Consider the following 24,842-nt stretch of genomic DNA (forward strand, 5'->3'; position numbering starts at 1 on the left):
CGCTTGGCAACCGGAGATCCACGGGTGATGCTTCTCGCATCATGTCTGTGCAGATCAGAGTCGCGACCGCCGACGACTGGGCGGCCATCTGGCCCTTCTTCCACGAGATCGTCGCCGCGCGGGAGACGTACACCTACGACCCGGAGCTGACCGAGGAGCAGGCGCGAGCGCTCTGGATGTCACCGTCGAGTGCGGCGCTGAGCCGGACCACGGTCGCGGTCGATGCCGACGGCACCGTTCTCGGCAGCGCCAACATGTACCCGAACCGCCCAGGCCCGGGCGCGCACGTCGCGAGCGCGAGCTTCATGGTCGACGGCGCGGCCCGTGGCAAAGGAGTCGGGCGGCTGCTGTGCGAGGACATGATCGCGTGGGCCGAGCGCTCGGGCTTTCGGTCGATCCAGTTCAACGCGGTGGTGGAGACCAACGAGTCGGCCGTGCACCTCTGGCAGTCACTCGGCTTCCGCATCGCCGGCACGGTCCCCGAGGCGTTCGACCACCCCAAACTCGGGTACGTCGGCCTCCACGTCATGTACCGCCCTTTGCCATGACGGACAGCCGGGCTCGGCGGATGTGGAAGGCGCTCGAGCCGTATCACGCGATCACGTACTTCTCACCCGACACCAAGCAGGCGACCGACGCGCTCGGCCTGAAGGGTGGCTGGATGAGCTACTTCGGCTGCCGGGCAGCACCGCTCGGCCCGGTCGGCCCCGACCTCGTCGCCGCCCTGTTCTACAGCTTCCATCCGGCGATGGTGGCGCGCGCTCTGTCGGACGCGTGGGATCACGCGACACCCGCACAGTTGCTCGACGCACGGTTGCAGGCAGTGGACAACGCCGTACGACGCCTCTTTCCAGGGACGTCGTTCGACCGCGCGGCCGATGTTGCTCGGCAGGCGGCCGAACTGGCGCCCGTCAGCGGGCGACCGATGGCAGCGGCCAACGCCGCGCTGGAGTGGCCGGACGAACCGCATCTGGTGCTGTGGCAGGCAACCACGATCCTGCGGGAGTCTCGCGGCGACGGTCATGTCGCGGCGCTCGTCGCGGCGGGCTTGAGCCCATGCCAGGCATGCCTGACGATCTCAGCCGCCGGCGGACCGTCGAAGGAAGTCTTCCAGGTCAACCGCCGGTGGAGCGACGAGGACTGGGCCGCCGCCGAGGACGACCTGCGTGGTCGCGGCCTCCTCGACTCCACGGGCGCGCTCACCGACGCCGGACGAGCCTTGCGGCGCGAGATCGAAGCCACCACAGATCGGCTGGCCGACCAGGGTTGGCGAACCCTGGGCGACGACCTGACCGCCGAGCTGCACGACTTGGTGCACCCCCTCAGCGCGCAGCTGATGTCCGCGGGCTTCATCCCGCAGGACAACCCAATGGCAATGCGCTGGGACTAGCTGTTATGACCCGCGAGGTTGTTGACGCGGGTTGAGCCGGGTGATGGGTGGTTTGCCTGCGAGGGCGGAGTGGCCGCGTCGATTGTTGTAGTGGTCGAGGAAGTTGTCGAGGGCTTGGTTGCGGTCGGTGTTGCTGGTCCAGGGTTGGGCGTAGGCCCATTCGGTGAGCAGGGTGCGGTTGAAGCGTTCTGCTTTGCCGTTGGTCCAGGGGCAGCGGGGTCGGGTGTAGCGGCGTTTGAGGTGCCAGGTGGTGCAGGTGGCGGCCCAGCCGTGGCCGCGTCGGTAGACCATGGCGTTGTCGGTGAGAACGCGTTCGACGGTGATGCCGTGGGTGGTGAACCAGGTCAGGGCGCGGTGCAGGAACACGGCGCAGGTTGGGTCGCGTTCGTCGGGCAGTACTTCGGAGTAGGCCAGGCGGGTGTGGTCGTCGATGGCGGTGTGGACGTAGTCGTAGCCGATCAGGGTCTTCTTGTGCTTGTGGGCGACGGTGGCCTCGGCGCCGCGCAGGCGCCAGCCCCCTCCGGCCGGGACCCGGGCGAGTTTCTTCACGTCGACGTGGATCATCGCGCCGGGGCGGTCGTATTCGTAGCGGATCTGGGAGTGGCGTGGTGAACGGACTGGCTGGCCGGTGATCGGGTCGAGTGTGGCCAGGTGCGGAACCTGGTGGCGGGACAGGACCCGGCCCACGGTGGATGGGTTCAGGCCAAGCTCGGCGGCCAGCACGACCGCGCCGCGGCGGCGGTGCCGGCGCGCGGCCAGTACCGACTGCTCGGTCCGGGCCGGCAGCCGGTTCGGTGAGCGTCGCGGCCGCGACGACCGGTCGACCAGGCCCGCGTCTCCGGCCTGTCGGTAGCGGCGCAGCCACTTGTGCACCGTGGCCCGCGAAATGCCCAGCTGCTCGGCCACCTGCGCCGGCGGCCACCCGGCCGCGACCCGCTCAACGATCAGCCTGCGACCAAACAAGTTTGTCCGGGCATTAGCGTGGGCCATGAGGACCTCCGTGGTCGAAGTCGATGCGTCAGACACATCCACTCCGCCCGGAGGTCCTCCCACGATCAAGCCACCACGCCGTCAACAACCTGCTGGGTCACAACAACTAGCCCTTGAGCGGGTCCGCTGAAGGTGGTAACGCTCAGGACGTACGAAGACCAGCCGCAGCGGCTCGTAGTACCGCCGCCGTGAGGGCGTCGAGGATGGCGGACTCCAGCTTCCAGTGCTGCCAGTACAGCGGCACGTCGATATACTTGCCGGGGGCAACATCTACCAGGCGTCCGGCGGCCAGCTCGGGTTCGGCGACCTCGTCCTCGATCATGCCCCAGCCGAGACCGATCCGGACCGCCTGGTGGAACGCGCCGGGCGCCGGGACCGCGTGCGTCGGCGGGTCGAGCTTCCGCCGGGTGACCTTGCGGATCAGGCGGTGCTGGAGCACGTCCTTGGCGTTGAAGACCATCATCGGCGCCTCGGCCAGCGCGTCCGGAAGTGGCTTGCCGGTCAGCCAGCGTTCGGCGTACTCCGGGGTGGCGACCGGTAGATACCGCATCTTGCCGAGCGGTACGACGCGGCAGCCCCGGACGGGCCGCGGATCGGCCGTGACCGCGGCCAGGACCGTGCCGTTGCGGAGGAACTCGGCGGAGTGTTCCTCGTCCTCCTGGTGGACCAGGAACCTGGCGTCGTGGTTCTGGGACAGGTCGAGCATCGCCGGCAGGAACCAGTTGTTGAGCGAGTCCGCGTTCACCGCGATCGGGAGCCGGAGCGCGTCGACGGTGCCACGGACGGCCGCGATCGCCTCCAGTTCGAGCAACGAGACCTGACGGGCGAGCCGGAGCAGCGCCTCGCCGGCCTCGGTCGGTTTCGCGGGCTTGCCGCGCATCACCGCGACCTGGCCGAGGCGGCTCTCCAGCGCCTTGATCCGCTGGCTGACCGCGGACGGCGTGAGCCGCAGGCGCTTGGCGGCCGCGTCGAAACTGCCTTCGTCGACGACAGCCGCGAACGTCTCGAGCTGCGCGGAGTCGAACTGCATGATGAAGCAATCCTAATGGTGCTTCAGAATCTTTAGCTGGTTTGACCGGCCGTCCGCTGCCTACCGTCGAGGCATGCCCCTCCTGGCCGGCTTTGCCACGTCCTTGACCCTGATCGTCGCGATCGGCGCCCAGAACGCCTTCGTGCTCCGTCAGGGCCTCCGCCGTGAACACGTCCTGCCGGTGGTCCTCACCTGCGCACTGTCCGACACGCTCCTCATCTCCAGCGGCATCGCCGGCCTCGGCGCGCTGCTCACCCGCAGCCAGTTGGCCCTCGACCTCGCGAAGTACGCCGGCGCCGCCTTCCTCTACACGTACGCCGTCTTCGCTGCTCGGCGAGCACTCAACCCGGGATCCATCAGCCCCGCCGACCACGCCCCCGCCGCACTGCGCAGCGTCGTACTGACCTGCCTCGGCTTCACCTACCTCAACCCACACGTCTACCTCGACACCGTGGTCCTCCTCGGCTCCCTCGCGAACCAACGCGGCACCGACGGCCGCTGGCTCTACGGCCTCGGCGCCGTCACCGCCAGCTTCACCTGGTTCTTCTCCCTGGGCTTCTTCTCCCGCAACCTCTCCCCGATCTTCGCCCGCCCCCGAGCCTGGCAACTCCTCGACTCCGCCATAGCCCTCCTCATGACCGCCCTAGCAACCTGGATGCTGTTGCCCTGATATCCACAGGCACGAATACGCGTTGGTCGCTACCCGCACAACCCGATAGACTGTGAGTAGCAAGACCAGCCCCTCTGCCCGCTCGGGCACGGGCTGGTCGTCTTTCCGGGGGATTCGCGTGCCTGCCTATGCCAAGCCACATCTGTCCTTCGATGCCCAAGTCCAATTGCTGAAGAGCAGAGGAATGGTCATCGACGATCCTGTTGCCGCAGCTAACCTCTTGGGCGTGGTCGGGTACTACCGCCTGAGCGGCTACTGGTATCCGTACCGTCGTCAGCTCGGTCCGACACGGCGGGACGACCAATTCATCGAAGGCACGACCTTCGCCACGGTCGTCCGGCTGTATGACACCGATCGGCGGCTCAAGCTTCACGTCCTCGACGCGATCGAGCGCGTCGAGATCGCCCTGCGCGTCATGATGGGTTTCACGCTCGGCCAGCGCGGCGCCTACGCGCACCTGAACCGCGCGAACCTCGACGGACAATTCACCCGCTCCAACGGCGCGCGTCCGAGCAAGTACGACGAATGGCTAAGCAAGCTGCTCAGTGCGCAGGCTCGCTCGTCGGAGGAGTTCATCGTGCATTTCCAGCGGAAGTACGACGGGCGCCTGCCAGTTTGGGTCGTCACCGAGATCATGGACTTCGGCTCCGCGGCACATCTCTACCGAGGCCTCAAAGCCGCAGATCGCAACGCCATCGCTCGAGACCTGGACGTCGTCGATCACGCCGGTCTCGGAAACGGACATACCTTGGGCAACTGGTTGCGGGTGCTCAACTACGTCCGCAACACCTGCGCACATCATTCGCGTCTCTGGAACCGGCATATGGTCAACAAGATCGCGGCGCGGCAACTCGCGACCATCCCCGAACTCCAGCACCTGAGCCATTCGGACGTGTCGCACAACCGCGTCTATTCGACGTTGTGTGTTCTGGCGTTCCTGCTGGAGCGGGTTGGGCAGGGTGATTGGGTGACACCGCTGAGGGAGTTGCTGGCTGTTGAGGTGCCGGCCTGTGGACGGAGCCTTGCCGAGTTGGGGTTTCCTGAGGGGTGGGCTGGGCAATGGCCGTGGGTGAGGTGAGGAGCTGCGGGTGGATGTGACGGTGTTGTGTGATGCGGTGGGGGTGTTTCCGGAGGGGGTTTCGGAGGCGTTGCCGGGGTGGGGTGATGAGCAGGCGGAGTGGACTGCATCAGTCATGCCGGGGAACGTGGGTGGGGGTGGGTGGTGGCTGCATTTTCATAGTTATCTGGTGACTGGGGGCTCTGGGGTCGTGCTGGTGGATGCCGGTATCGGGCCGGCGGGTGGGGAGGCGGCTGAGTGGTTGGGGGTGGTGGGGCGGTTGCCTGGGTTGTTGGAAGTGGCTGGGGTGCGGGCTGATGAGGTTGACGCGGTGGTGTTGACGCATGTGCATCTGGATCATGTGGGGTGGAGTGCGGATGGGTCGGTGCCGCGGTTTCGGAACGCGGAGTATGTGGTGCAGCGGGACGAGGTCGAGCACGTGCGGGGTGGGACGACGTACGAGCGGATGATTCGGCCGATCGTGGACGCGGGGCAGTTGCGGGTGGTGGATGGGGAGACAACGCTTCACGGGATGCGGTTGATGCCGACGCCGGGGCATACGCCTGGGCATCAGTCGGTGGTGACCTCGCGGGCGGTGCTTGGTGGCGATGTGCTGGTGCATCCGGCGCAGGCTCGGTGGCCTGAGCTCACCTATGTGTACGAGCGGGATCCGGCAGTGGCCGTGACGTCGCGACGGGACGTGCTCGCGATGGCGGCCGCTCTCGGGATCCCTGTCGCGGCATCGCATCCGCACGCGGCGCTGTCGGGTGATGCTCGGCCGGTCGCCTCGGCGGGCGCCGGCGATGTGGTGTGCCCGCCGTACAAGCTATAGGCGTTAGCGGTAGCCGGTGGTGTCGGCGGGCTTGCCGGGGTCCTGGATATCCACGATGTAGCGCCACGCGTCGGGGCGACTGCCGTCGAGATCGGTGAAGCCGTAGAGCTGGGCGAGTTCACCGCTGGACGTGGACTTGCCGTTCCACCGGCGTACGTCGGGATCCGCAGCGAGGGCCGCCACCGCGCGACCGACGTACGACGGGCTCTCGGAGATCGCGAAGTGCGGCATCCGCTCGGTCGCGTCCCGCCAGTTCGCCTCGGTCACGCCGAACCCGTCGAGCATCGCCTCAGACCGCAGCCAGCCGGGCGTGAGCAGTAGGGCGGTCGCGTCGTACTGGTCGAGTTCGTGGGCGAGCGCGAACGCCATCCGGCCGACGGCACCCTTCGCGACGTCGTAGAAGAACGACACCCGGTAGTGGTCGGCGTTGTAGTCGTTCGTCCCGTCGGTCATCTCGATGACGAGCCCACCGGGTGACTTGATCAGCAGCGGCAGCGCGTAGTGACTCGTGATCGCGTGCGTATGAATGCCCAACTGCAGCAACCGCAGACCGCCCTCGAGGTCGCTCTCCCACACGGTCTTGTCCCACTCGGGCTCACCGTGCTGACCCCAGATGTCGTTCACCAGGATGTGTAGCGCGCCCTGCTCACGGTCGATCCGGTCGATCAGATCGCGGACCTGCTGCGGGTCCAGATGATCCACCGGTACGGCGATGCCGCGGCCGCCGGCGTCGTCGACGAGCTCCGCGGTGTCCTCGATCGTCTCCGGCCGGTCCATCTCGGACCGCGCGGCCCGGGTGCTGCGGCCGGTCACGTACACGGTCGCACCGGCGGCGCCGAGCTCGACCGCGATCCCCCGCCCGGCCGCCCGGGTCGCCCCGGTCACCAGCGCCACCTTCCCCGCCAACGGCTTCATGCCCACACTCCTTTTCCATACGCTGTATGGTTATGTACCATACGACGTATGGTTAAGGCTGGCAACCGCTCCGGGCGGCCCCGGGCCGGGGAGGAGCGGTTGAGCCGGGAGGCGATCCTGACCGCAGCACTGCGGATCGTCGACGACGAAGGCATCGACGCGCTGACCATGCGCCGCCTCGCCGCGACCCTCGAGGTCAACCCGATGTCGCTCTACCACCACCTGCCGAACAAGGCCGCCGTTCTGGCCGGCCTGGCCGAGCTCGTGTTCGCCGGGCTCGAGTACCCCGACCCGGGCGACGCCGTGCCGTGGGACGAGCAGTTGAAGGACGCGGCGCGGGCCTATCGCAACGCGCTCCGGGCGCACCCGAACCTCGCACTGCAGGTGCTGTCGGACACCTCGGCGGTATCGGACGTCGTGGTAGTCACGATGGAGCCGTTCTACCGCGCGCTCGACCGGGCGGCCCTGTCATCGCGACAAATCTTCGAGTCGGCGAACACGCTCATCGACTTCATCCACGGATTCAGCCTGGGCGAGGCGTCTGTCCGCGCCGACACCTTCGAGTTGGCTCCCGATCTGCTCACCCGCGTCGAGGGGCTGCCCGCGGGCAAGGCGCCGATCCTCACCCGCATCGTCCAGGAGCTCGGCCCCGAAGGCCTCGCCTACGACTTCGACAGCGGCTTCGAATCCGGACTGTCCACCGTGACCGCAGGCATCGGGGCCACGGTCCGCCGCCGGTAGCGCGAGATCGCGACGCCGATCAGGCAGAGCAGCCCACCGAGGTAGGCCAGCGGCACCGGACTCTCGTCGAGCAGGAGCCAACCGAGGAAGATCGTCAACGGCGGCACCAGGTACGTCGTCGCGCCCATCCGACCGGCCGTCGTCCGCGCCAACGCGTAGGCCCACGTGGTGAACGCGATCGCGGTGGGGAACGCACCGAGGAAGACCACCCACCAGATGGTCGACGGCCGCGCGTCGGCGGTCTCCCGGACCAGCGTCGGCGCGAACGGCAAGCACGCGATCGCGCCGATCAGGCATGACAGCCAGGTCACCTTGAGCGCAGGCAGCCGAGCAAGCAGCGGCTTCTGCGACACAACCCCGATGGCGTAGGCAGCCGCGGCCACCAGGCAGAGCAAGACACCCCAGGTCTCAGCGCTCCCCGAGGACGACGACAGTCCGATCAGGACCACACCACCGAACGCGGCGACACTGCCGATCACCAACTGGCGCGGGAAGCCCTCGTGAAGCCGTACGCCGGCCAGCAATGCGATCAGCAGCGGGCCGATGTTCACGAGCATCGCCGTCGTCCCGGCGTCGAGCCGGTGCTCAGCCTCGTTCAGCGCGAGGTTGTAGACACCGAACCAGAGCAGGCCGCAGATCAGCAGGAACTTCCAGTCCGCCTTCGCCGGCCAGCGCCGCGGCCGGCTGAACACGAAGATCCCGAGCAGCACACTCCCGACCAGCAGCCTGCCCAGGGACAGGGCGCCGGCCGAGAACTCCTGACCGACATGGCGGATCGCGACGAACGCCGATGCCCACAACACCACCGTCACCGCAGCCGCGCCGGCGGCCAGCACCCCTTGTTTCCTCATGCTGGTGACACTAGATCTCCTTCACTTCGGTGGACACCGAATTGTCAGGCCCCGCGCCGCCTGGCGGCGGGAGCGCGAACGGTACGACGAGCGCCGTCAGCACGACCGGGATCGTCAGCGCAGCGACCAGGATCGACATCGGGAACCAGATCGAACCCACTGCGAACCCCGCGTACACCACGACCGCGAAGACCTCGGCGAACAAGCCCGAGACCGAGGTCACGGTCGCACGGGCCGGACCGGTGATCGCATCCTGCAGCCGGGACTCCGAGACCACGATCACCAGCTGCATAAGGCCGTAGCCGACCGCGATCGGCAGGAACCCCCAGACCGACCGGCTCAGCGATCCGGCCGCGATCAGCACCGCCGTCGCCGCCAACCCCACCGCGAAGGTTGCCGCTGGCAACTTGTACGCCGGTCCCGCGAGCGCACCCCCGATCGCCTGTGCTGCCACGGTTCCGGCGATCAGCAGCGGGACCGCGCTGGTCGTGGCACCGGCCTCCCGGGCGAGCAACGGGAAGTACTCGTCGAACGCCAGGAAGCCCCCGAGCAACGCAACCAAGGCAACAGCTCGTCTGACCAGACGGCTGGTCAGCACCTCCGTCACGCCGGAGTCCAGCATCTGGAGGTAGTTGGTGAACGCCGCCCTCGACCCCGGCTCATCCGACTCCTTGGCGGTCTCGACCGGCTGGGCTTCGGGAAGCGACAACGCCACCGCCGCCTGCACCAGGCAGCTGAGCACGCTGACGATGCCGGCGAGCGTGTAGCCGCCGAGGTTGAACAGTGGGGTGGCCAAGGCAGTGGCCGCGAGGTTCATCACGAACGACGCTGACCTGGCCCGGCCGAGGAGGCTCGCGTAGCGGTCGGTGCGGTCGCGCGCCGCGAGTTCGTTGTACACGAAGGCTTCGAAGGTGCCGGAGATCAGCGCCGACGACGTACCCCAGAGGACGAAGCCGAGCGCGAAGCCGGTGAACGACGGCAGCGTGATCCACGCGGCATACCCAAGCCCGCTGAGCAGTGCACCGAGGACCAGCAGCTTGCGCCGGGAGTACGTGTCCGCCCAGGCACCCGACGGCACCTCGAGGACGAACGCGGTCGTCGACCAGATGACGAACAGCGTCGAGATCTGGGCCGCCGACAATCCGTGATCGGCGAACAACAACTGGTACAGCGGATACAGCGGGATGAAGTCGTGCAGCGCCTCATAGGCGACGATGCGCGTGGACAGACCGCGCGGCAGGCGGTCGGGGCGGTCAGGGCGTCAAAGGTGCGGGCTCGGGTATCTCATGTCCAAGAAGATACGGCGATTTCAGCGCCCCAGCAGTTCCTTTGTGCCGGGTGTGGATAAGTGCAGCACCTGATACCGCGTCCCCGGCACCGCGCCCGGCTCGGGACTGCTCCACAGGGTGAAGTGGACGAGCTCCCAGCGAGCCGTGTCCACGGCCAGCGCCGCGGTGTGGACCCCGTCCAGCGCGGCGGTCCGCTGCAGCGTCTCCACCGCGACCGCGATCGGCTCGGCCGGGTCCACGTCGGGCTCCAGCAGCTGCGTGTGCTTGGTCGCGCTCAGCGCCGGCTGATCCAGATCCGGACCCGCGAGCACGTCCACCCCGACCCAGTGGCGCACCGGAGGCCGCCCGAAGGACGTGCAGATCCCGGTGAAGAACCCGCCGCCCCACAGGAACTTGGCCATCCCGGCCTGGTCGTTCCACAGGTAGAAGGGCGCGTACTGGTTGACCATCGCGCCGTTCGCCCGGTCCTGGATCAGATACGCCTTGAGTCCCATGCCCTCGAAGTCGTCCAGCCTGGGCGCGTTCGTCTCCACCCGGCGCCGGATGATCCCCATGTCGTAGTCGGTCGGCAAGGTGATCTCGTACTGCATCGCGTCCACGGCACACCCTCTCGGTCGAGTCCCGAACATACTAGTAGGTACAGGCGTAATTGACGAGCGCCGACAGTCGGGAGTCCGTCACAGTAGGGCGATGAGCGATGTCATCGAACGGTTCTGGGCGAAGCTGCCGGCAGGCAGCCGGGACGCCCTCGTCAACGGCTTGAGCGCTTCCGAACTGCAGTCGGTGCTGCTGGACGTGAGTCGCGAGCGCGCCGCCAAGGTGACGCCGGCCAGGTTGCTGCAGCGGTGGCAGCAGGACCGTTTCGTGCGACCGTCGCCCGCCGACCCGCGGCAGCTGGCGAAGACGCGGCAGCGCTTGTGGGAGGCCTTGCCGCCGAAGTTCGCGGGCGTCGAGCTGTCTCCGGTGACACCGCTGGGCACGTGTTCCGCGGTCGCGACGATCAACCAGCACCAAGTGGTCAGTACGATCCGCGGCACCGAGGTCGCCAGTGACCCGACCAACGAGCTCGCGATCGAAGCCGCCGTACGGCGTCGTGCCGGGCTGGATCGGGTCGACCTGGCCGCGTGCCAGCGGGTGGTTCGCGCGCAGGCCGTCGAGGGGCCGGGGATGTTCGCGCACTTCGAGCTGTTCGCGCTGGTGTCGAGCGCGCGGGACACCGGTTCGGGGCGGACCGAGGCCGAGCTGCTGATCGATCACCTGAACTTCTGGCACGACGTACTGGGTGACTCGGCCGAGCTCGCCTTCACGATCTTCACGCCGTCGGCTGTGCGGGAGCGGATCGAGGATACGGTCCGCCCGGCGCTGAAGGTCGACTTCACCGAGGACACCGGGCGGACCAAGAGCGAGAACTACTACTCGGGTACGGCGATCCGCATCGCGGCCGACGGGGCCGACCTGGGCGACGGTGGATTCACCCGGTGGACCGCTGACCTGCTGGGCGACCAGAAGGAACGCTGCCTGACCTCCTGCGTCTCGACCGAGCGCCTGACAGCTATCGGAGTTTGAGCAGCCCGGCATCCGTGGGACGGAAGCCGCACGCGTCCACGTAGAACGCGGTCAGGTGCGGCTCGTAGTCGACGTGCAGCCACTCACATCCGGCCGCCTTCGCCTCCTCCGCCGCGGTCAGGACGAGCTGCTTGCCGATGCCCTGCCGGCCGTAGTCAGGATGAACGGCGGTGTCCAGCACGAACGCGTGGGCACCGCCGTCCCAGCACACCTGCACGAACCCGACCAGCTGATCGTTGCTGAAGGCCCCTACCCACGTCAGCGCCCACCGCTCCAACCGCTCCACCCACTGCTGCACCTCGAGAGCACCCTCGAACGCCAGCGCGTGCAGTGCGGACAGCTCACGGTCGTCGACAGGAAACCGCACCTCGTAGCGCACAGTCACAGGCGCCCTGCCGGCTCGCGGCGTCTCAGATAGTTCAGCATCTCGTCAGGCTAGGCGCGATCGCTCTGCGGGCGGACCTGATTTATGGGAGCGCTGCTTCCGTGCTGATCAGGATGATTGTGCTGCCGGGATTCAGGTCCAGGCGGTCACGGGCGGCTCGGAGTCCGGCCAGGGTGGCGGCTCCGCTCGGGCCTGAGGAGATTCCGGCGGCTCCGAGGTCGGCGGTGGCTTGAAGCGCCGCCTCGTCTTCGACTGTGACCGAGTAGTCGAGTCCTGAGCGCAGTACGGGCCAGGCGAGGGTGGATGGCGTACCGCAGTTCAGGCCGGCCATGGCGGTCTTGCCGGTCGGCACTGTGACCAGCTCACCGGCCAGGAGGCTGGTTGTGACGCAGGAGGCGCTGGCGGGCTCCACACCGAGGAGCGCTGGGGTGATCGACCCGCTGCGGTAGTGCGTGACGGCCGCCTGCGCTATCGACCCCACACCCATCGGTACGACGACCAGATCAGGCTGTACGTCGATCTCGCGGAACAGAGTCGAGTAGCCGTCGACAATGTGCTGCGGCACCACCTCATACCCAGGCCAGGCCGAGTCCTGGATCAGCAGGCGAGTATCTGTCGCGTACGACGCTGCCTCGGCGACCGCGGCGTCGTACGAGTCGGGTACGACGGTCACCGTGGCACCCTCGGCCCGGATGGCGTCGATCGCTGTGTCACTCACCACGTCCGGGACGAACACGTGCGACGACAGACCGAGCATGGTGGCTCGGCGCGCGACGGCACGGCCATGGTTGCCGTCGGTCGCGGTGACGAGCTCCACCGGCCCGGAGTGGTCCTGGAGCGTGCGGTGGATCGCCCACCACGCGCCGAGCGCCTTGAACGCGGGCAGGCCGAGCCGCTGCGACTCGTCCTTCACCAGAACCTCGCCGACACCGAACTCGGCCGCCAGCGACGGGACACGGGTCAGCGGGGTCGGGCGGTAGCCGGTGAGGCTCTGGTGGAACGCCAGTACCTCGGCCGGTGCGGGCGTCGTATGCCAGGACCTCGCGGACGGGTTGCTGTACCAGCGCGCCAACTAAGCGACCAGGGCGAACGCCTGGGCGGTGCCGGAGTACGCGTGCGGGGACGATGTGATCCGCTGGGGCGCCTGCTGGACCCGGATAGCCGCCGTCTGGAGGTGGACCGGCAGCGTGGAGCGGACCGCGGTGGCGAGGTCGAACTGCACCTCCGCCAGCAGGTCGGTCAGCTCGAGCTCCAGGGCGCGGCAGATCGCGGCGAGGATCTCCGAGGACGGCTCCTTGCGGCCGCGCTCGATCTCGGACAAGTAGGGAACCGATACCTGCGCCAGCTCGGCGAGCTCGCGCAGGGTGATCCCCCGCTCGCGCCGCAACCGGCGGAAGACGTTCCCGATCACCTGGCGTAGCAACACGTCTGGCCCTCCTCGCCTCCTGGTGTCCTGTAACGAGTGTGCCATCCCGGCCGGGTCTGCGGCGGGCAGATCTGCCACGGGCAGATTCCTGACCGTTTCCGGACGCTCCCCCACAGGCTGGAAACCATGAGCGAGCTACCGAACAACCTGGACCGTCACATCTACGAGCGCCTGCTCTGGCAGCGCATCCTCGTCCTCGGCGACGAGATCAAGGACGAGAACGCCAACGCGCTGTGCGCGCAGCTGATCCTGCTGAACGCCGAGGACCCGAAGGCGGACATCTCGCTCTACATCAACTCCCCCGGCGGCTCGGTGTCGGCCGGACTGGCGATCTACGACACGATGAGCTTCATCAGCAACGACGTGGCGACGTACGCGATGGGGATGGTCGCGTCGATGGGGCAGGTGCTGCTGACCTGCGGTACGCCGGGGAAGCGGTACGCACTGCCGCACGCGCGGATCATGATGCACCAGCCGACGGGCGGGATGGGCGGTACGGCGAGCGACATCAAGGTGCAGGCCGAACAGGCGATCAAGGCGCGTGAGGACCTCGCCCAACTGATCGCCGACCGCACCGGCCAGCCCCTCGACACCATCACCACCGACTTCGACCGGGACCGCTGGTTCACCCCGGCCGCAGCCCGCGACTACGGCATCATCGACCGAGTCCTCACCCGCCCGACCCCTGTCCCGGCCTGAGGGCTTGGGAGAGGTCGGCGGTTAGGTCGGAGGGGTCTTCCAGGCCGAGGCTGAGGCGGAGGAGGGCGGCGTCGGGTTTGGCCTTGGGGGTGACGAGGCGGTGGGTCAGGGCGGCGGGGTGCTGGATGAGGGTGTCTACTCCGCCTAGTGAGACTGCGTGGGTGATGAGGCGCAGGCGGGCCGCGACCTGGGCGGCCGCGTCGTACCCGCCGGCGAGGCGGAAGGCGACGACTGCGCCCGGGCCTGCCTGTTGACGTCCGATGAGCGCCAGCGGGTCGCACTCGGTCAGCCCCGGGTAGTAGACCTGCTCGATGGCGGGCTGGGCGGAGAGCCAGTCGGCGACCTTGCCGGCGGTCGCCTGCTGCGCCCGTACTCGCACTGGCAGCGTCTGCAGTCCCCTGTGCAGTTCGTACGCCGCCAACGGGTGCAGCAGGCCACCAGTCACTGCGCGGATCTGCCGGAGCCGGCCGACCCACTCCACGCCGGCCGCGACCACGCCGCCCATGACGTCGCCGTGCCCGCCGAGGTATTTGGTTGCCGAGTGCAACACGAGGCTCGCCCCGTGCCGAGCCGGCTGCTGCAGGACCGGGGTCGCGAAGGTGTTGTCCACCAGCACCGGTACGTCGCCCGCCGCCGCGACCACGGCCGCGATGTCCACCAGCTCCAGCGTCGGGTTGGCCGGCGTCTCCACGATCACGAGCCCGGTGTCCGCCCGAACGGCTGAGGCGACCTCGGTGACTTCAGCCCAGGTGACGGTTGTCCCCAGCAGGCCTGTGGATAACAGGTGGTCGGTCCCGCCGTACAGCGGCCGAACGGCGACCACGTGCGGGCGGCCCGCGGCGACAGCGGCGAGCAGGCAGGCGGTGAGCGCGGCCATGCCGGAGCCGAACGCGACGGCGCCGTCGGTGTGCTCGAGCTCCGCAAGCGCGTCCTCGAAGCGGGCGACGGTCGGGTTCCACAAGCGTTGGTAGACGAGGCTGCCGCCGTCCGGGCCGTTGCCTTGCGTGAGTTCGTCGTACGACGTCCCGCCGGTGCCGACGTCGGGGAGCGGGTAGGTCGTGGACAGGTCGATCGGCGGGACGTGGACGCCGAGCGCGGTCAGGTCGTCGCGGCCGGCGTGCACGGACCGGGTGTCGAGCTGAGTCATCGGGGCCTCCTCCACAACTGGCAGTCGAGGCTGAGGATGGAATCTTCTGCGGAGAGAGTGCAAGAGTTCCGAAGAAAGTTCATCCACAGGCTCATCCACACGCTGTGGATTCTGTGGACGCGCTCTACAGTGGTGCCATGCCGAAGGATCGTCGGACGCCGGGACCGGCCCCGCGGCCAGCTCCGGGTGCAGAGTCGGGCGGGCTCGACGAGGTGGACCGGGAACTGGTCCGGCTGCTCACCGCCGACGGCCGGATGCCGAACAACGCCCTCGCCGAGGCGACCGGCATCGCGCCGTCCACCTGCCTGACCCGGGTGCGTTCCCTGCGCGAGCGCGGGGTGATTCGCGGCTTCCACGCCGACGTGGACCTGGCCGCGCTGGGCCAGCCGCTTCAGGCCCTGATCGCGATCCGCATCGGGGCTCACTCCCGCGACGAGATCAACCGCTTCCGCGGCAAGGTCCCCGGCCTACCCGGGGTGTTGTCCCTCTTCCACGTCAGCGGCGCCAACGACTACCTGCTGCACGTGTCAGCCGCCTCGCCGGACGCGCTGCGTGAATTCGTCCTGGACCACCTGACCGCCGACCCGGCTGTCGTGCACGCCGAGACGAGCCTGATCTTCGAGCACGTCCGGGGTGCCGGGGGCTGAGGTCAGCGGGGCTTCAGGCCCCACTCCCGAGCCAGCAGGTCGAACGAGTGGCGGCGTTCGGCGGGGTCGTGGATGTTGGTGGTGATGATCAGCTCGTCGGCGCCGGCGGATGCGGCTCGGCGAGCGAGGTCGCCGGCTACCTGTTCTGGGGTGCCTACCGAGACCAGGCCGGACCATTCTTCGACGGCGGCCAGTTCGCCTTCGGACCAGGGGTAGGACTCGGCTTCCTCGGGGGACGGGAGGGGGCCCGGGCGGCCGGAGCGGAGGCGAAGCATGGAGAGGGCGTTGGCGCGAGCCAGTTGCTGGGCGCGCTCCTCGGTGTCGGACACGATCGCGGCCAGGGCGAGGATCGCGTGCGGCGACGTCTGGTGATCCGAGGGCTGGAAGTTCTCGCGGTACGACGCGATGACACCGGCCGGGTCCAGGGTCCCGAAGTGACCGGCGTACGCGAACCCGGTCCCGAGGGCGGCTGCCGCCTGGCCGCCGTACGTGCTGGAGCCGAGGATCCACACCGGCGGCAGCGGGACGTCGTCCGGTTGGGCGGAGATCGGGGCGAACGGGTGACCGGTCGGGAAGCCCTCGGCGTACGCGCGGAGTTCGGCATACTGCTCGGGGAAGTCGTCGGCGCCGAGCGTCTCCCGGCTGCGGCGCAGGGCGAGCGCGGTGCGCTGATCGGTGCCAGGCGCGCGGCCGATGCCGAGGTCGATGCGGTCGGGGTACAGGCCGGCCAGGACGCGGAACGTCTCGGCGACCTTGAGCGGTGAGTGGTTCGGCAGCATGATGCCGCCGGAGCCGACCCGGATGCTCGAGGTGGCCGCGGCGACGGCCGCGATCATCACCTCGGGGCTCGTGCTCACCACGCTGGGGATGTTGTGGTGCTCCGCCAGCCAGTAGCGGTCGTATCCGGCGGCCTCGGCGGTGCGGGCCAGCTCGAGTGTCTCGTGCAGCGCCTGCGACGGCCGCGATCCCGTCGGCACCGGCGAGAGGTCGAGCACGGACAGGGGCATCGGTTCGGCTGTCACGTTGAATCAGCAACCGCACCCGGCCCCGGCCTATTCCGGGGCGACCGCAACTCAGCCCGGGTACGGCGTCTGGGCGCGAGCGTCCCGCAGTGGGCGGGCCCACCAGGCGAGCTGGTGGAGCAGTGCGGCGGCCGCGCCCGGTGTCGTCGGATCGATCGGCTCGCCGGCCGGCGTGAAGTCGTCCTCGTGGAAGCCGAGGGTGTCGCGGATGGTGATCGCATGAAGTTCGGCGAAAACCAGCCGGAGCTGTTCGGCCGCACGCAGTCCGCCGGACCGGCCGCCGTACACGACGAACGCGATCGGCTTGCCGTACCAGGGCCGGCGGACGGCGTCGATCGCGGTCTTCAGGTCGCCCGGATACGCGTGGTTGTACTCGGCTGTGACGATCACCACCGCGTCCGCGTCCTCGATCCGCGCCGCCAATCCCGCCAGTGGGACCGCGCTGAGGTCGATCAGGTCGAGCTTGAACTCATCACTCCACTCGCACTCGCGGGCGAACCACCGCGTCACCAGCGTGCCGAACCGCCCGGCGTCCACGTTGCGCGTCAGCAGCGCGAGCCGCAGCGGATGAACAGTCACGCGATGGACGCTAGTACCTCAACAAGACTTGAGGTCAAACGCTGTCTCATCACCCGCGGGAACCGCCGTCCTCGGAAGGGGGTGGCAGCGAGGGTGGGGTGCTGGGCTGCAGTTCGGTCTGCGCCGCGGTCATGAGATCGGGCTGGCCGGTCGCATCAGGCTGGCCGGTGGCGTCGGGCTGGCCGGTGGCATCGGGCTGGCCGGTGGTGGGTTGGTCGGTGGGGAGGACGCCGACGGTTTGCCAGGCGTGGGTGACGGCGGCCAGTTGGGTCGAGTCCTCGCCGTACAGGTCCCGCGCGCTCGCCTGTGTCGCTTCGGCGAACTCGGCGAAGGTGGCGGTCTCGGAGAGCGTGCCGGAGGTCAGCGTGGTGTACCAGATCTTGCCGGCGTCGTCGTACGCGTTGCCGCCGATCTCGGCCGCGGTGAGGTAGAAGGCGCGGTTCGGGATGCCGGAGTTGAGGTGGACGCCGCCGTTGTCGTCCTCGGTCTCGATGTAGCCCGACATGTGGTCCGGCTGCGGGTCCTTGCCGAGCCGTGGGTCGTCGTACGCCGTGCCCGGTGCCTTCATCGACCGCAGTGCGTCGCCCCGGACGCCGGGCATGAACAGGCCGGCCCCGATCAGCCAGTCGGCCTCTTCGGTGCTCTGGCCGAGCGCGTGCTGCTTGGCGAGTGAGCCGAAGACGTCGGAGATGCTCTCGTTCAGCGCGCCGGATTGGCCTTCGTAGGAGAGGTTCGCGGTGTACTGCGTCACGCCGTGGGTGAGCTCGTGGCCGGTGACGTCGATCGACCCGGTGAAGTTGCCGAAGATCTCCCCGTCCCCGTCACCGAAGACCATCTGGGCACCGTCCCAGAAGGCGTTCGCGTACCCGCGGTCGTAGTGCACTGTCGACGTCAGGACGAGACCTTCGCCGTCGATCGAGTCGCGGCCGAAGGACTCTTTGAACATCGTCCAGGTCGCGCCGGTCCCGTCGTACGCCTGGTTCACGGCCAGGTCCTCGACGGGATCCTCACCTTCGGCGCGGACCGGAGTGCCGGGCAGGTTCGTCTCGTGCTCGGCGTCGTACACCTCGCGGCGCAGACCGCCTTCCGCGGTCGCCCGGCCGAGGCCGGCCGCGGGCCGCGCTCGCAGTACGGCGTCGTGCTGCAGCGACTGGCGATACCTGGCGCGAAGGTTGGGGTCGTCCACGGTGCGCTCGAGCTGCTCGAGCAGGTACGGCGGGACGATGTAGTGGGACACCATGCTCAGATCGTGCCCCACCGGGTGGATCCGGGGACAGACCGCAGTACAGAAATCCTCTGACAGCGGATAAACTCAAGGATTTGTGGCTGCGACCAGAAATGCAGAAAACCATTCTGGGAGCCAAGGCGATGAATTTTACCACGAGGGGTTGGAATTGCCGAATCCGGTCCACGCCGAACAGGCGCACCTGACCACGTTCTACGCCGCGCTGGACGCCGAGCGCGAGCGCACGGAGGAGCGCTCCCGGGACGAGCAACTGGTCCAGACCCGCAACGCCCAGGCCCTGCACCAGCGCGACGGCAGGATCCGTGACCTCAAGCTCCGCCAGGCCCGGCTGAACGCCGCCGAGGAGGGCCTGTACTTCGGCCGTCTCGACGCCGCCGACGGCGAGATCCTGCACATCGGCCGGATCGGCCTGCACGACGCGGACTACGAACCCCTCCTGGTCGACTGGCGTGCGCCCGCCGCACGGCCGTTCTACATCGCGACCGCGGTGGCGAACCACGGTGTCGTCCGGCGCCGGCACATCCAGACCCGGCTGCGGAACGTGGTCGACGTCCAGGACGAGCAACTCGACCTGGAGCGGGATGCGGCGGACGCGTCCAAGCTCGGAACGGGCGTGATCGGCGAGGCCGTTCTGCTGAAGGCACTCGAGGCCCGGCGGACCGGCCAGATGGAGTCGATCGTGCAGACGATCCAGGCCGATCAGGACCGGATCATCCGCTCCGAGCTGCCCGGAATCCTGGTCGTCCAGGGCGGTCCCGGTACTGGCAAGACCGCGATCGCGTTGCACCGGGCGGCATTTCTGCTTTACACGCATCGTGAACAACTGGAAAAGCGCGGAATTCTGGTGGTCGGGCCGAATGCGGCGTTCCTGCGGTTCATCGGCCAGGTGCTCCCGTCGCTCGGTGAGGACGGCGTCCGGCTCGTGACCGTCGCCGAGCTGTACCCGGGCCTGACCGCGACCCGCCCGGAGACCGCTGAGAGCGCCGAGGTGAAGGGCCGCGTGGTGATGGCCGAGGTGATCGCCAAGGCGGTCGCCGACCGGCAATGGATCCCGGACCGCCCGGTCAGCCTCACCGTCGACCGGACCGACCTCGAACTCGACCCGAAGGTCTGCCTCGCGGCCCGCGAGCGCGCCCGGGGCCGGAACCTCACCCACAACCAGGCCCGTCCCTACTTCCTGACCGAGATCGTCGACCACCTGACGAACCAGTACGCCGACCTGATCGGCACCGATCCACTCGACGGCGAGAACCTGCTCGACGACTACGAGCTCTCGGAGCTGCGCAGGGAAGTCCTCGCCGAGCCCGCGGTCCAGGCGCTGCTCGACCAGCTCTGGCCACTACTCAGTCCGCAGAAACTCCTCGAGGATCTGTACGGCGACGAGGACCGGCTGGCGTTGGCCGCACCGCAGCTGACCGCACTCGACCGCGAGCACCTCCTGCGGTACGGCGATGACTGGAGTCCGTCCGACGTACCCCTGCTCGACGAAGCCGCGGAGCTGCTCGGCGACGACGGCACGGAAGCCGCGAAGGAGCGGGCGGCCCGGGCCCGGGCGGTCGCCTACGCGCAGGGTGCGCTGGACCTGCTGTCCGGTTCCGGCTCGACCGACTTCGACGATGACGACGAATCAGAGGTGCTGACCGCGAAGGACATCCTCGACGCCGAGATGCTCGCCGAGCGGTTCGAGGCGGACGACGACCGCACGCTCGCGGACCGCGCCGCGGCCGACCGGCGGTGGACGTACGGGCACGTGATCGTGGACGAGGCGCAGGAGCTGACCCCGATGGCGTGGCGGGCGATCGCGCGCCGCTGCCCGCTGCGCTCGATGACCGTGGTCGGCGACGTCGCGCAGACCGGCGCGATCGGTGGCGGGACGAGTTGGTCGGCCGCGCTCGGCGAGACCTTCGGCGATCGCTGGCGACTGGCCGAGCTCACGCTGAACTACCGCACCCCGGCCGAGGTGATGGATCTCGCTCAGGACGTACTGCGCGAGGTCGACCCTGCCGCGCGAGCACCACGCTCGGTCCGGTCCACCGGCGTGAAGCCGTGGCACGCGGATGTGGCCGCCGCCGAGCAGGCTCTGCACGTCTACAAGATCGCCGCCGAGGAGACACAGCACGGCCAGGTCGGCGTCATCACGTCCCGCAGCCGGCTCGAACTCGTCCAGGAGGCGGTCGCCGACCTCACCGGCGTCACGGTCCTGAGCGCACGCGAGGCGAAGGGCCTCGAGTTCGACTCCGTCCTGGTCGTCGACCCCGATGGCATCGTGATCGAGTCCCCGCGCGGTCTGCGGGATCTGTACGTCGCTCTCACACGCTGCACCCAGCGACTCGGGGTCGTCGGCACGCTTCCCGACGTACTGCGGGATTCAGCTGCCTGGGGCTGAGTCGTCGTGCCGGCGTCGGCCGAAGAGGCGGGCGAAGTTGATGGAGAAGCCCCAGCCGAGGACCTTCGGGGTGAACAGCCGCGGGTCGTCGGGGTTCCACCAGCGGGATTTCGTCCGGTCCACGGTCGGTCGTCGCCAGTCGTACGGGAGCCCGAGGAACTTTCCGGTCTTACTGCCCATACACCGACAGTAGCTCGGAAGCGTCAGCAGCAGTTCTGCCGATGAACCGTGGACACCAACGACCCCCGGAGCTTCCTCGTCCTGCTAGCGTGGCTGCTGGTGCTGATGACCAAGGATGATCCGTCGAAGCAGGCAGCCAGCACGCCGGCGTCCGCGCCGGCGGCGCCCGTCTCTGTGACGACACGGACCGTCGCACCGCCCGCCGAAGGCACCACGTCGACCGCACCCGCAGCACCGAAGGTTGCCGGCGACGTACGATCGTTGCCCGCGGGACTGTTCTGCCGGGACCTGAAGGCCAAGGGGTACAGCTACGTGGCGGCGATCGACTACTGGCGGCTGCACGGCCAGCCGGACCAGATGGATGCCGACCGCAACGGAATCCCGTGCGAGACCGTCTATTCGCGCAGCGACGTCGCCGCGTACTGGAACGGGCGTGAGGTGACCGGGGTCGTGCCGTGGACGGTTGGGTTGTTCTGCCGGGATCTCGCCGCCCGGGGAGCGACGTACGCGCAGGCCGTCGCCTACTGGTGGTACTACGACATGCCACAGCGGATGGACGCGGACAAGAACGGGATTCCCTGCGAGACGGTGTATTCGGCGGCGGCGGTCAACGCCTTCTGGTTCCCGTGACGGCGCGGATCTGGGCGGTCTTTCTGACGTGTGCGGTGGTTGTCGTGGCCGCCGGGATCTTCGGGCTGTCCTCGGCCGGGGTGTTCGAGCGTGGGCAGCCGAGTAGCCAGAGCGGGCCGGTCGCGTCACCGACGCGGGTGGTAACGACGCCGAAGCCGACACCGACGCCCACCCCCTCGCCGACGCGGCGTACAGCCGCGACGGTTCACGCACCCCCGCGGTACGTGTTTCCGATCGCCGGGTGTCTCGCGGATGCTTCGCAGAGTCATCATGACTATCCGGCGTCGGATGTGTTCGCGAAGGTGGGATGCCGGTTCGTGTCGCCGGTTGATGGGCGGGTGGACGAGGTGACACGGGTGGACGCGTGGGATCCGAAGACCAACGTGGGGGCGGATCGGGGCGGACTGTCGGTCTCGGTCGTGGGCGTTGACGGGGTGCGGTACTACGGCTCGCATCTGTCGGCGATCGAGGCTGGGATTCGTCCGGGGGTGTCGGTGCGGGCCGGGCAGGTGCTCGCGCGGACCGGCAAGACCGGAAGTGCTCGCTTCACACCCCCGCACCTGCACTTTGCGATCAGCTGGCCGACGGCCCCGGGTGTGTGGTGGATCCGGCGTGGGGCCGTGCCACCGCAGGCGTTCCTCAACAGCTGGCACGACGGTGGCCAGCTCTCACCTGTCTCACTGGTTGCCAGGACCAGACGCTCGTACGGCGTCGACCGTGGTTGCCGGACGTACTGCTGACACGAAGGCCAGGCCGAGCAGCGCACCACCGAGTGGCATCAGGTCGAGGTTGGCACTGATCAGCACGAATCCGAGGATGAGCAGCAGTGGCGCCCAGGCCGTGAGCCGGCGTTCGAGCGTCAGGAGTACGGCGAGGGTGAGCAGGCCGGCCAGGAACAGGATCGGCCCGAGGACTTGCAGCGCCGGGTAGATGCCGAGGTCACCGGGCCAGCGGTCGTAGTTGTCGCGGACCACGGACATGGCCGCGTGGTCAGCGGCGCGGAAGCCGACGATCATGTCGATCAGGATGACCCGGACGAAGGCTGCCACCCCGACGAGACCCACGACCGCGGCGACGGTCGCCAGGGTACGGCGCCTCGCGACCGTGGCTCGGGCCAGGAGCAGGACGACGCCGAACAGCAGCATGCCGACCAGGAACAGGAGATGGCCGCTGGTCCAGGCGAGCCCTGGGCCACGATCGCCGTTGGCTCCGTCGATCAACCGGATGATGCCGTAGGCAACGAATAGCGCACCGGCGGTGATACCGATTCTCTTCATACCTACAGCGTTACGAACATCTCGGCGGGAGGCATCGCCGACGAGAGGGAGGTTGCGGCGGCTACTGGTTCGCAGGAGTGATGAGGCCGGTCTCGTACGCCGCGATGACTGCCTGGACCCGATCACGGAGGTTGAGTTTGGTCAGCGTGTTGCTGACGTGGGTCTTGACCGTGTGTTCGCTGACCGACAGCGCGGTGGCGATCTCGGCGTTCGACAGGCCGCGTCCGAGCAGGACGAGGGTCTCGCGCTCGCGGGCGGTGAGGACATCCAACGCGGCGGCGGGGGCGGTGCGCGGCCGGTTCCGCGTGAGGTCGGCGATCAGGCGACGCGTCACGCTCGGCGCGAGCAGCGACTCACCAGCCACCACGACGCGGACCGCGTGCACCAGGTCGTCCCGCCGTACGTCCTTCAGCAGGAACCCGCTCGCCCCGGCGTAGAGCGCGTCGTACACGTAGTCGTCGGAGTCGAACGTCGTGAGCATGACCACCTTCGTCGTGGTGGTCGCGCAGATCGTTCGGGCCGCGGCCAGGCCGTCGACGCGGGGCATCCGAACGTCGAGGAGGGCGACGTCCGGGGCCAACGAGCGGACGAGCGAGACCGCCTCGGCGCCGTCGGCCGCCTCGCCGACGACCTCGATGCCGGGCTGCGCGTCGAGGATCATCGCGAACCCGCTCCGTACCAGTTCCTGGTCGTCGGCCAGCACCACCCGGATCATGAAACCCCTTCCAGACCAGGCAATCTGGCCCGCACCTCGAATCCGCCGCCGACCAGCGGCCCGGCCTCCGCCGTACCTCCGCAAGCCGCGGCGCGCTCCCGGATCCCGACCAGCCCATGCCCACCCGACGACGACACATCTCCCCCGACGCCATCGTCGGTGATCGACAGCTCCAGACAGGTTGGTGTCCAGCGAAGCCGTACGGCGACCTGTGTGGCCCGCGCGTGTTTCACGGTGTTCGTCAACGCCTCCTGGACGATCCGATAGACGGCGACCTCGGTGTCCGGCGGCACAGGACGCCGTACGCCGGTCTCCTCGAAAGTCGCGTCTCGCAGCAACTCGGGCAGCGAGGCCAGCGTGGGTTGGGGCGAGCGATCCTCGCCGGCTTTGAGGACGCCGAGGAGCCGCCGGAGTTGCACCATCGCGTCCCGGCCCGCGTCGGCGATCGCGTCGAAGGCGCGCTCGGCCCGGTCCGGGTCCGTGCGGACCACCACCGGTCCGGCCTCGGCCTGGACGACCATCAGACTGACCGCGTGCGCGAGGATGTCGTGCATGTCGCGGGCGACCCGAGCGCGTTCCTCGGCCGCGGCGCGGGCGGCCTCCGCGGCGCGTTCGCGTTCGAGCTGGTCCGCACGCTCGCGCAGCGCCGCGGCGTGCTCGCGATGGCTGCGTTCGAGCGAGCCGGCCAGGAACGCGGCGACCGGGAGCAGGAACGTGAACATGAACTCGGCCGCATCGTTGTGCTTCAGCAGCAGCGACGCCGGCGGGAACGTGACAAGGATGAGCACGAGCAGCCCGATCCGCTGCCACCGCTTCCGGCCCAGGCTCGCCAGCGAGTAGATCGCGACCAGACCGCCGTACTGGAGGTACTGCCCCGGCCGGTGGTAGAGCGAGACGAGCGTCGCGGCCGTGCCGACGACCACCATCACGCCGAACGGCCAGCGGCGCCGCCACAGCAGCGGGATCACAGTGCCGAGATTGAGTACGACGCCGAGCGGGGTGACGGCACCGGGACCGGTGTCGACGAACGGGACGGACGACGCGATCGCAACCGCGATCACGACGGCGACGTCGATCACCCGGTCCACGGTCCGTGGGCCCGGGATGCCGAGCCGCTCGAGTCCACCCACTGCCTCAGTCTGACTCACCGCGCGGCCACGGGCCTCGCTCCC

At 68.8% G+C, this 24,842-nt stretch carries 29 protein-coding genes; 12 read left to right on the top strand and 17 right to left on the bottom strand.

Features of this window, described 5'->3' with window-relative positions; translation table 11 throughout:
• Window positions 1-41 precede the first annotated feature (41 nt).
• Together OG876_RS10895 and OG876_RS10900 are read left to right on the top strand one after the other, a co-directional pair.
• Window positions 42-548: a GNAT family N-acetyltransferase gene (locus tag OG876_RS10895; RefSeq protein ID WP_328524688.1), complete on the top strand. Its 507-nt coding sequence runs from the start codon at window positions 42-44 to the stop codon at window positions 546-548.
• Window positions 545-1,390 (top strand): SCO6745 family protein, encoded by an 846-nt coding sequence (locus OG876_RS10900; protein WP_328524689.1) that lies wholly within the window; start codon window positions 545-547, stop codon window positions 1,388-1,390. Before OG876_RS10895 ends, OG876_RS10900 begins: the two co-directional genes overlap by 4 nt.
• 3 nt (window positions 1,391-1,393) lie before the next feature.
• Here the strand turns inward: OG876_RS10900 and OG876_RS10905 are convergent, their stop codons facing one another.
• Both OG876_RS10905 and OG876_RS10910 read right to left on the bottom strand, forming a co-directional pair.
• Entirely contained in the window at window positions 1,394-2,380 is a 987-nt protein-coding gene (locus tag OG876_RS10905) for an IS481 family transposase (RefSeq protein ID WP_328521197.1), read from the bottom strand.
• 142 nt (window positions 2,381-2,522) lie between these two features.
• The gene (locus tag OG876_RS10910; RefSeq protein ID WP_328524690.1) at window positions 2,523-3,410 is read right to left on the bottom strand and encodes a LysR family transcriptional regulator ArgP; all 888 of its coding nucleotides are present in this window, start codon (window positions 3,408-3,410) and stop codon (window positions 2,523-2,525) included.
• 73 nt (window positions 3,411-3,483) lie between these two features.
• Here OG876_RS10910 and OG876_RS10915 point away from each other — a divergent pair, with 73 nt between their 5' ends.
• The 3 genes from OG876_RS10915 to OG876_RS10925 all read left to right on the top strand — a co-directional run bounded on the left by OG876_RS10915 (window position 3,484) and on the right by OG876_RS10925 (window position 5,969).
• Entirely contained in the window at window positions 3,484-4,080 is a 597-nt protein-coding gene (locus tag OG876_RS10915) for a LysE/ArgO family amino acid transporter (RefSeq protein ID WP_328524691.1), read from the top strand.
• Between the two features lie 118 nt (window positions 4,081-4,198).
• Window positions 4,199-5,158: an Abi family protein gene (locus OG876_RS10920; RefSeq protein WP_328524692.1), complete on the top strand. Its 960-nt coding sequence runs from the start codon at window positions 4,199-4,201 to the stop codon at window positions 5,156-5,158.
• A gap of 169 nt (window positions 5,159-5,327) precedes the next feature.
• The gene (locus OG876_RS10925; RefSeq protein WP_328524693.1) at window positions 5,328-5,969 is read left to right on the top strand and encodes an MBL fold metallo-hydrolase; all 642 of its coding nucleotides are present in this window, start codon (window positions 5,328-5,330) and stop codon (window positions 5,967-5,969) included.
• Between the two features lie 3 nt (window positions 5,970-5,972).
• Here the strand turns inward: OG876_RS10925 and OG876_RS10930 are convergent, their stop codons facing one another.
• Window positions 5,973-6,884 carry an SDR family oxidoreductase gene (locus OG876_RS10930; protein WP_328524694.1) on the bottom strand — a complete coding sequence of 304 codons (912 nt, stop codon included), beginning with the start codon at window positions 6,882-6,884 and terminating at the stop codon, window positions 5,973-5,975.
• Window positions 6,885-6,932: 48 nt separating this feature from the next.
• Between OG876_RS10930 and OG876_RS10935 the strand changes: the two genes are divergently transcribed.
• Complete coding sequence (locus OG876_RS10935) at window positions 6,933-7,625, top strand: TetR/AcrR family transcriptional regulator C-terminal domain-containing protein (RefSeq protein WP_328524695.1); 693 nt, start codon at window positions 6,933-6,935, stop codon at window positions 7,623-7,625.
• Here the strand turns inward: OG876_RS10935 and OG876_RS10940 are convergent.
• The 3 genes from OG876_RS10940 to OG876_RS10950 all read right to left on the bottom strand — a co-directional run bounded on the left by OG876_RS10940 (window position 7,547) and on the right by OG876_RS10950 (window position 10,355).
• Complete coding sequence (locus OG876_RS10940; RefSeq protein ID WP_328524696.1) at window positions 7,547-8,476, bottom strand: DMT family transporter; 930 nt, start codon at window positions 8,474-8,476, stop codon at window positions 7,547-7,549. The genes OG876_RS10935 and OG876_RS10940 overlap by 79 nt on opposite strands.
• Before the next feature lie 10 nt (window positions 8,477-8,486).
• Window positions 8,487-9,716 (bottom strand): MFS transporter, encoded by a 1,230-nt coding sequence (locus tag OG876_RS10945; protein ID WP_442914169.1) that lies wholly within the window; start codon window positions 9,714-9,716, stop codon window positions 8,487-8,489.
• A 69-nt stretch (window positions 9,717-9,785) separates the two neighbouring features.
• Window positions 9,786-10,355: a DUF4865 family protein gene (locus tag OG876_RS10950; protein WP_328526888.1), complete on the bottom strand. Its 570-nt coding sequence runs from the start codon at window positions 10,353-10,355 to the stop codon at window positions 9,786-9,788.
• Between the two features lie 100 nt (window positions 10,356-10,455).
• On the opposite strand from OG876_RS10950, the gene OG876_RS10955 reads away from it, so the two are divergent.
• On the top strand, window positions 10,456-11,331 hold the full coding sequence (locus tag OG876_RS10955) for a hypothetical protein (protein WP_328524698.1): 876 nt from the start codon (window positions 10,456-10,458) through the stop codon (window positions 11,329-11,331).
• On the opposite strand, the gene OG876_RS10960 is transcribed toward OG876_RS10955, so the two are convergent.
• From OG876_RS10960 to OG876_RS10970, 3 genes are all read right to left on the bottom strand, one after another.
• A complete protein-coding gene (locus tag OG876_RS10960; RefSeq protein WP_328524699.1) occupies window positions 11,318-11,716 on the bottom strand; it encodes a GNAT family N-acetyltransferase in 399 nt (132 codons plus the stop codon). The two genes, OG876_RS10955 and OG876_RS10960, sit on opposite strands and share 14 nt — an antisense overlap.
• 82 nt (window positions 11,717-11,798) lie before the next feature.
• Entirely contained in the window at window positions 11,799-12,788 is a 990-nt protein-coding gene (locus OG876_RS10965; protein WP_328524700.1) for a pyridoxal-phosphate dependent enzyme, read from the bottom strand.
• Window positions 12,789-13,142, bottom strand: coding sequence for a helix-turn-helix domain-containing protein (locus OG876_RS10970; protein ID WP_328524701.1), 354 nt, complete (start codon window positions 13,140-13,142; stop codon window positions 12,789-12,791).
• Window positions 13,143-13,268: 126 nt separating this feature from the next.
• On the opposite strand from OG876_RS10970, the gene OG876_RS10975 reads away from it, so the two are divergent.
• Window positions 13,269-13,841, top strand: a complete 573-nt coding sequence (locus OG876_RS10975; RefSeq protein WP_328524702.1) for a ClpP family protease — start codon at window positions 13,269-13,271, stop codon at window positions 13,839-13,841.
• Here OG876_RS10975 and OG876_RS10980 read toward each other — a convergent pair.
• A complete protein-coding gene (locus tag OG876_RS10980; protein ID WP_328524703.1) occupies window positions 13,813-14,988 on the bottom strand; it encodes a trans-sulfuration enzyme family protein in 1,176 nt (391 codons plus the stop codon). The genes OG876_RS10975 and OG876_RS10980 overlap by 29 nt on opposite strands.
• A gap of 137 nt (window positions 14,989-15,125) precedes the next feature.
• On the opposite strand from OG876_RS10980, the gene OG876_RS10985 reads away from it, so the two are divergent.
• Window positions 15,126-15,635, top strand: coding sequence for an Lrp/AsnC family transcriptional regulator (locus OG876_RS10985; RefSeq protein ID WP_328524704.1), 510 nt, complete (start codon window positions 15,126-15,128; stop codon window positions 15,633-15,635).
• Between the two features lie 2 nt (window positions 15,636-15,637).
• Here the strand turns inward: OG876_RS10985 and OG876_RS10990 are convergent, their stop codons facing one another.
• From OG876_RS10990 to OG876_RS11000, 3 genes are all read right to left on the bottom strand, one after another.
• Window positions 15,638-16,642, bottom strand: a complete 1,005-nt coding sequence (locus OG876_RS10990) for an LLM class flavin-dependent oxidoreductase (RefSeq protein WP_328524705.1) — start codon at window positions 16,640-16,642, stop codon at window positions 15,638-15,640.
• Between the two features lie 66 nt (window positions 16,643-16,708).
• On the bottom strand, window positions 16,709-17,236 hold the full coding sequence (locus tag OG876_RS10995; protein ID WP_328524706.1) for an NADPH-dependent FMN reductase: 528 nt from the start codon (window positions 17,234-17,236) through the stop codon (window positions 16,709-16,711).
• Window positions 17,237-17,285: 49 nt separating this feature from the next.
• Entirely contained in the window at window positions 17,286-18,476 is a 1,191-nt protein-coding gene (locus OG876_RS11000; RefSeq protein WP_328524707.1) for a M4 family metallopeptidase, read from the bottom strand.
• Window positions 18,477-18,624: 148 nt separating this feature from the next.
• Between OG876_RS11000 and OG876_RS11005 the strand changes: the two genes are divergently transcribed.
• Window positions 18,625-20,868 carry a HelD family protein gene (locus tag OG876_RS11005; RefSeq protein WP_328524708.1) on the top strand — a complete coding sequence of 748 codons (2,244 nt, stop codon included), beginning with the start codon at window positions 18,625-18,627 and terminating at the stop codon, window positions 20,866-20,868.
• Here the strand turns inward: OG876_RS11005 and OG876_RS11010 are convergent.
• Complete coding sequence (locus tag OG876_RS11010) at window positions 20,851-21,048, bottom strand: DUF5808 domain-containing protein (protein WP_328524709.1); 198 nt, start codon at window positions 21,046-21,048, stop codon at window positions 20,851-20,853. The two genes, OG876_RS11005 and OG876_RS11010, sit on opposite strands and share 18 nt — an antisense overlap.
• Window positions 21,049-21,096: 48 nt before the next feature.
• Here OG876_RS11010 and OG876_RS11015 point away from each other — a divergent pair, with 48 nt between their 5' ends.
• Both OG876_RS11015 and OG876_RS11020 read left to right on the top strand, forming a co-directional pair.
• Window positions 21,097-21,678: an excalibur calcium-binding domain-containing protein gene (locus tag OG876_RS11015; protein WP_328524710.1), complete on the top strand. Its 582-nt coding sequence runs from the start codon at window positions 21,097-21,099 to the stop codon at window positions 21,676-21,678.
• Entirely contained in the window at window positions 21,675-22,418 is a 744-nt protein-coding gene (locus OG876_RS11020) for a M23 family metallopeptidase (RefSeq protein ID WP_328524711.1), read from the top strand. Before OG876_RS11015 ends, OG876_RS11020 begins: the two co-directional genes overlap by 4 nt.
• Here OG876_RS11020 and OG876_RS11025 read toward each other — a convergent pair.
• The 3 genes from OG876_RS11025 to OG876_RS11035 form a co-directional block, all read right to left on the bottom strand.
• Entirely contained in the window at window positions 22,356-22,955 is a 600-nt protein-coding gene (locus tag OG876_RS11025; RefSeq protein ID WP_328524712.1) for a hypothetical protein, read from the bottom strand. The genes OG876_RS11020 and OG876_RS11025 overlap by 63 nt on opposite strands.
• Before the next feature lie 61 nt (window positions 22,956-23,016).
• The gene (locus OG876_RS11030) at window positions 23,017-23,670 is read right to left on the bottom strand and encodes a response regulator transcription factor (RefSeq protein ID WP_328524713.1); all 654 of its coding nucleotides are present in this window, start codon (window positions 23,668-23,670) and stop codon (window positions 23,017-23,019) included.
• A complete protein-coding gene (locus tag OG876_RS11035; protein ID WP_328524714.1) occupies window positions 23,667-24,800 on the bottom strand; it encodes a sensor histidine kinase in 1,134 nt (377 codons plus the stop codon). Before OG876_RS11035 ends, OG876_RS11030 begins: the two co-directional genes overlap by 4 nt.
• Between the last annotated feature and the right edge of the window lie 42 nt (window positions 24,801-24,842).

The organism is Kribbella sp. NBC_00359, from assembly GCF_036097425.1.
Lineage (GTDB): Bacteria > Actinomycetota > Actinomycetes > Propionibacteriales > Kribbellaceae > Kribbella.

Bases quoted from the DNA above. Each gene is read 5' to 3' on its own strand.
- OG876_RS10895 (WP_328524688.1), top strand. From the start codon at position 42: ATGTCTGTGCAGATCAGAGTCGCGACCGCCGACGACTGGGCGGCCATC.
- OG876_RS10900 (WP_328524689.1), top strand. From the start codon at position 545: ATGACGGACAGCCGGGCTCGGCGGATGTGGAAGGCGCTCGAGCCGTAT.
- OG876_RS10905 (WP_328521197.1), bottom strand. From the start codon at position 2,380: ATGGCCCACGCTAATGCCCGGACAAACTTGTTTGGTCGCAGGCTGATC.
- OG876_RS10910 (WP_328524690.1), bottom strand. From the start codon at position 3,410: ATGCAGTTCGACTCCGCGCAGCTCGAGACGTTCGCGGCTGTCGTCGAC.
- OG876_RS10915 (WP_328524691.1), top strand. From the start codon at position 3,484: ATGCCCCTCCTGGCCGGCTTTGCCACGTCCTTGACCCTGATCGTCGCG.
- OG876_RS10930 (WP_328524694.1), bottom strand. From the start codon at position 6,884: ATGAAGCCGTTGGCGGGGAAGGTGGCGCTGGTGACCGGGGCGACCCGG.
- OG876_RS10935 (WP_328524695.1), top strand. From the start codon at position 6,933: ATGGTTAAGGCTGGCAACCGCTCCGGGCGGCCCCGGGCCGGGGAGGAG.
- OG876_RS10940 (WP_328524696.1), bottom strand. From the start codon at position 8,476: ATGAGGAAACAAGGGGTGCTGGCCGCCGGCGCGGCTGCGGTGACGGTG.
- OG876_RS10950 (WP_328526888.1), bottom strand. From the start codon at position 10,355: ATGCAGTACGAGATCACCTTGCCGACCGACTACGACATGGGGATCATC.
- OG876_RS10955 (WP_328524698.1), top strand. From the start codon at position 10,456: ATGAGCGATGTCATCGAACGGTTCTGGGCGAAGCTGCCGGCAGGCAGC.
- OG876_RS10975 (WP_328524702.1), top strand. From the start codon at position 13,269: ATGAGCGAGCTACCGAACAACCTGGACCGTCACATCTACGAGCGCCTG.
- OG876_RS10980 (WP_328524703.1), bottom strand. From the start codon at position 14,988: ATGACTCAGCTCGACACCCGGTCCGTGCACGCCGGCCGCGACGACCTG.
- OG876_RS10985 (WP_328524704.1), top strand. From the start codon at position 15,126: ATGCCGAAGGATCGTCGGACGCCGGGACCGGCCCCGCGGCCAGCTCCG.
- OG876_RS10990 (WP_328524705.1), bottom strand. From the start codon at position 16,642: ATGCCCCTGTCCGTGCTCGACCTCTCGCCGGTGCCGACGGGATCGCGG.
- OG876_RS11000 (WP_328524707.1), bottom strand. From the start codon at position 18,476: ATGGTGTCCCACTACATCGTCCCGCCGTACCTGCTCGAGCAGCTCGAG.
- OG876_RS11010 (WP_328524709.1), bottom strand. From the start codon at position 21,048: ATGGGCAGTAAGACCGGAAAGTTCCTCGGGCTCCCGTACGACTGGCGA.
- OG876_RS11025 (WP_328524712.1), bottom strand. From the start codon at position 22,955: ATGAAGAGAATCGGTATCACCGCCGGTGCGCTATTCGTTGCCTACGGC.
- OG876_RS11030 (WP_328524713.1), bottom strand. From the start codon at position 23,670: ATGATCCGGGTGGTGCTGGCCGACGACCAGGAACTGGTACGGAGCGGG.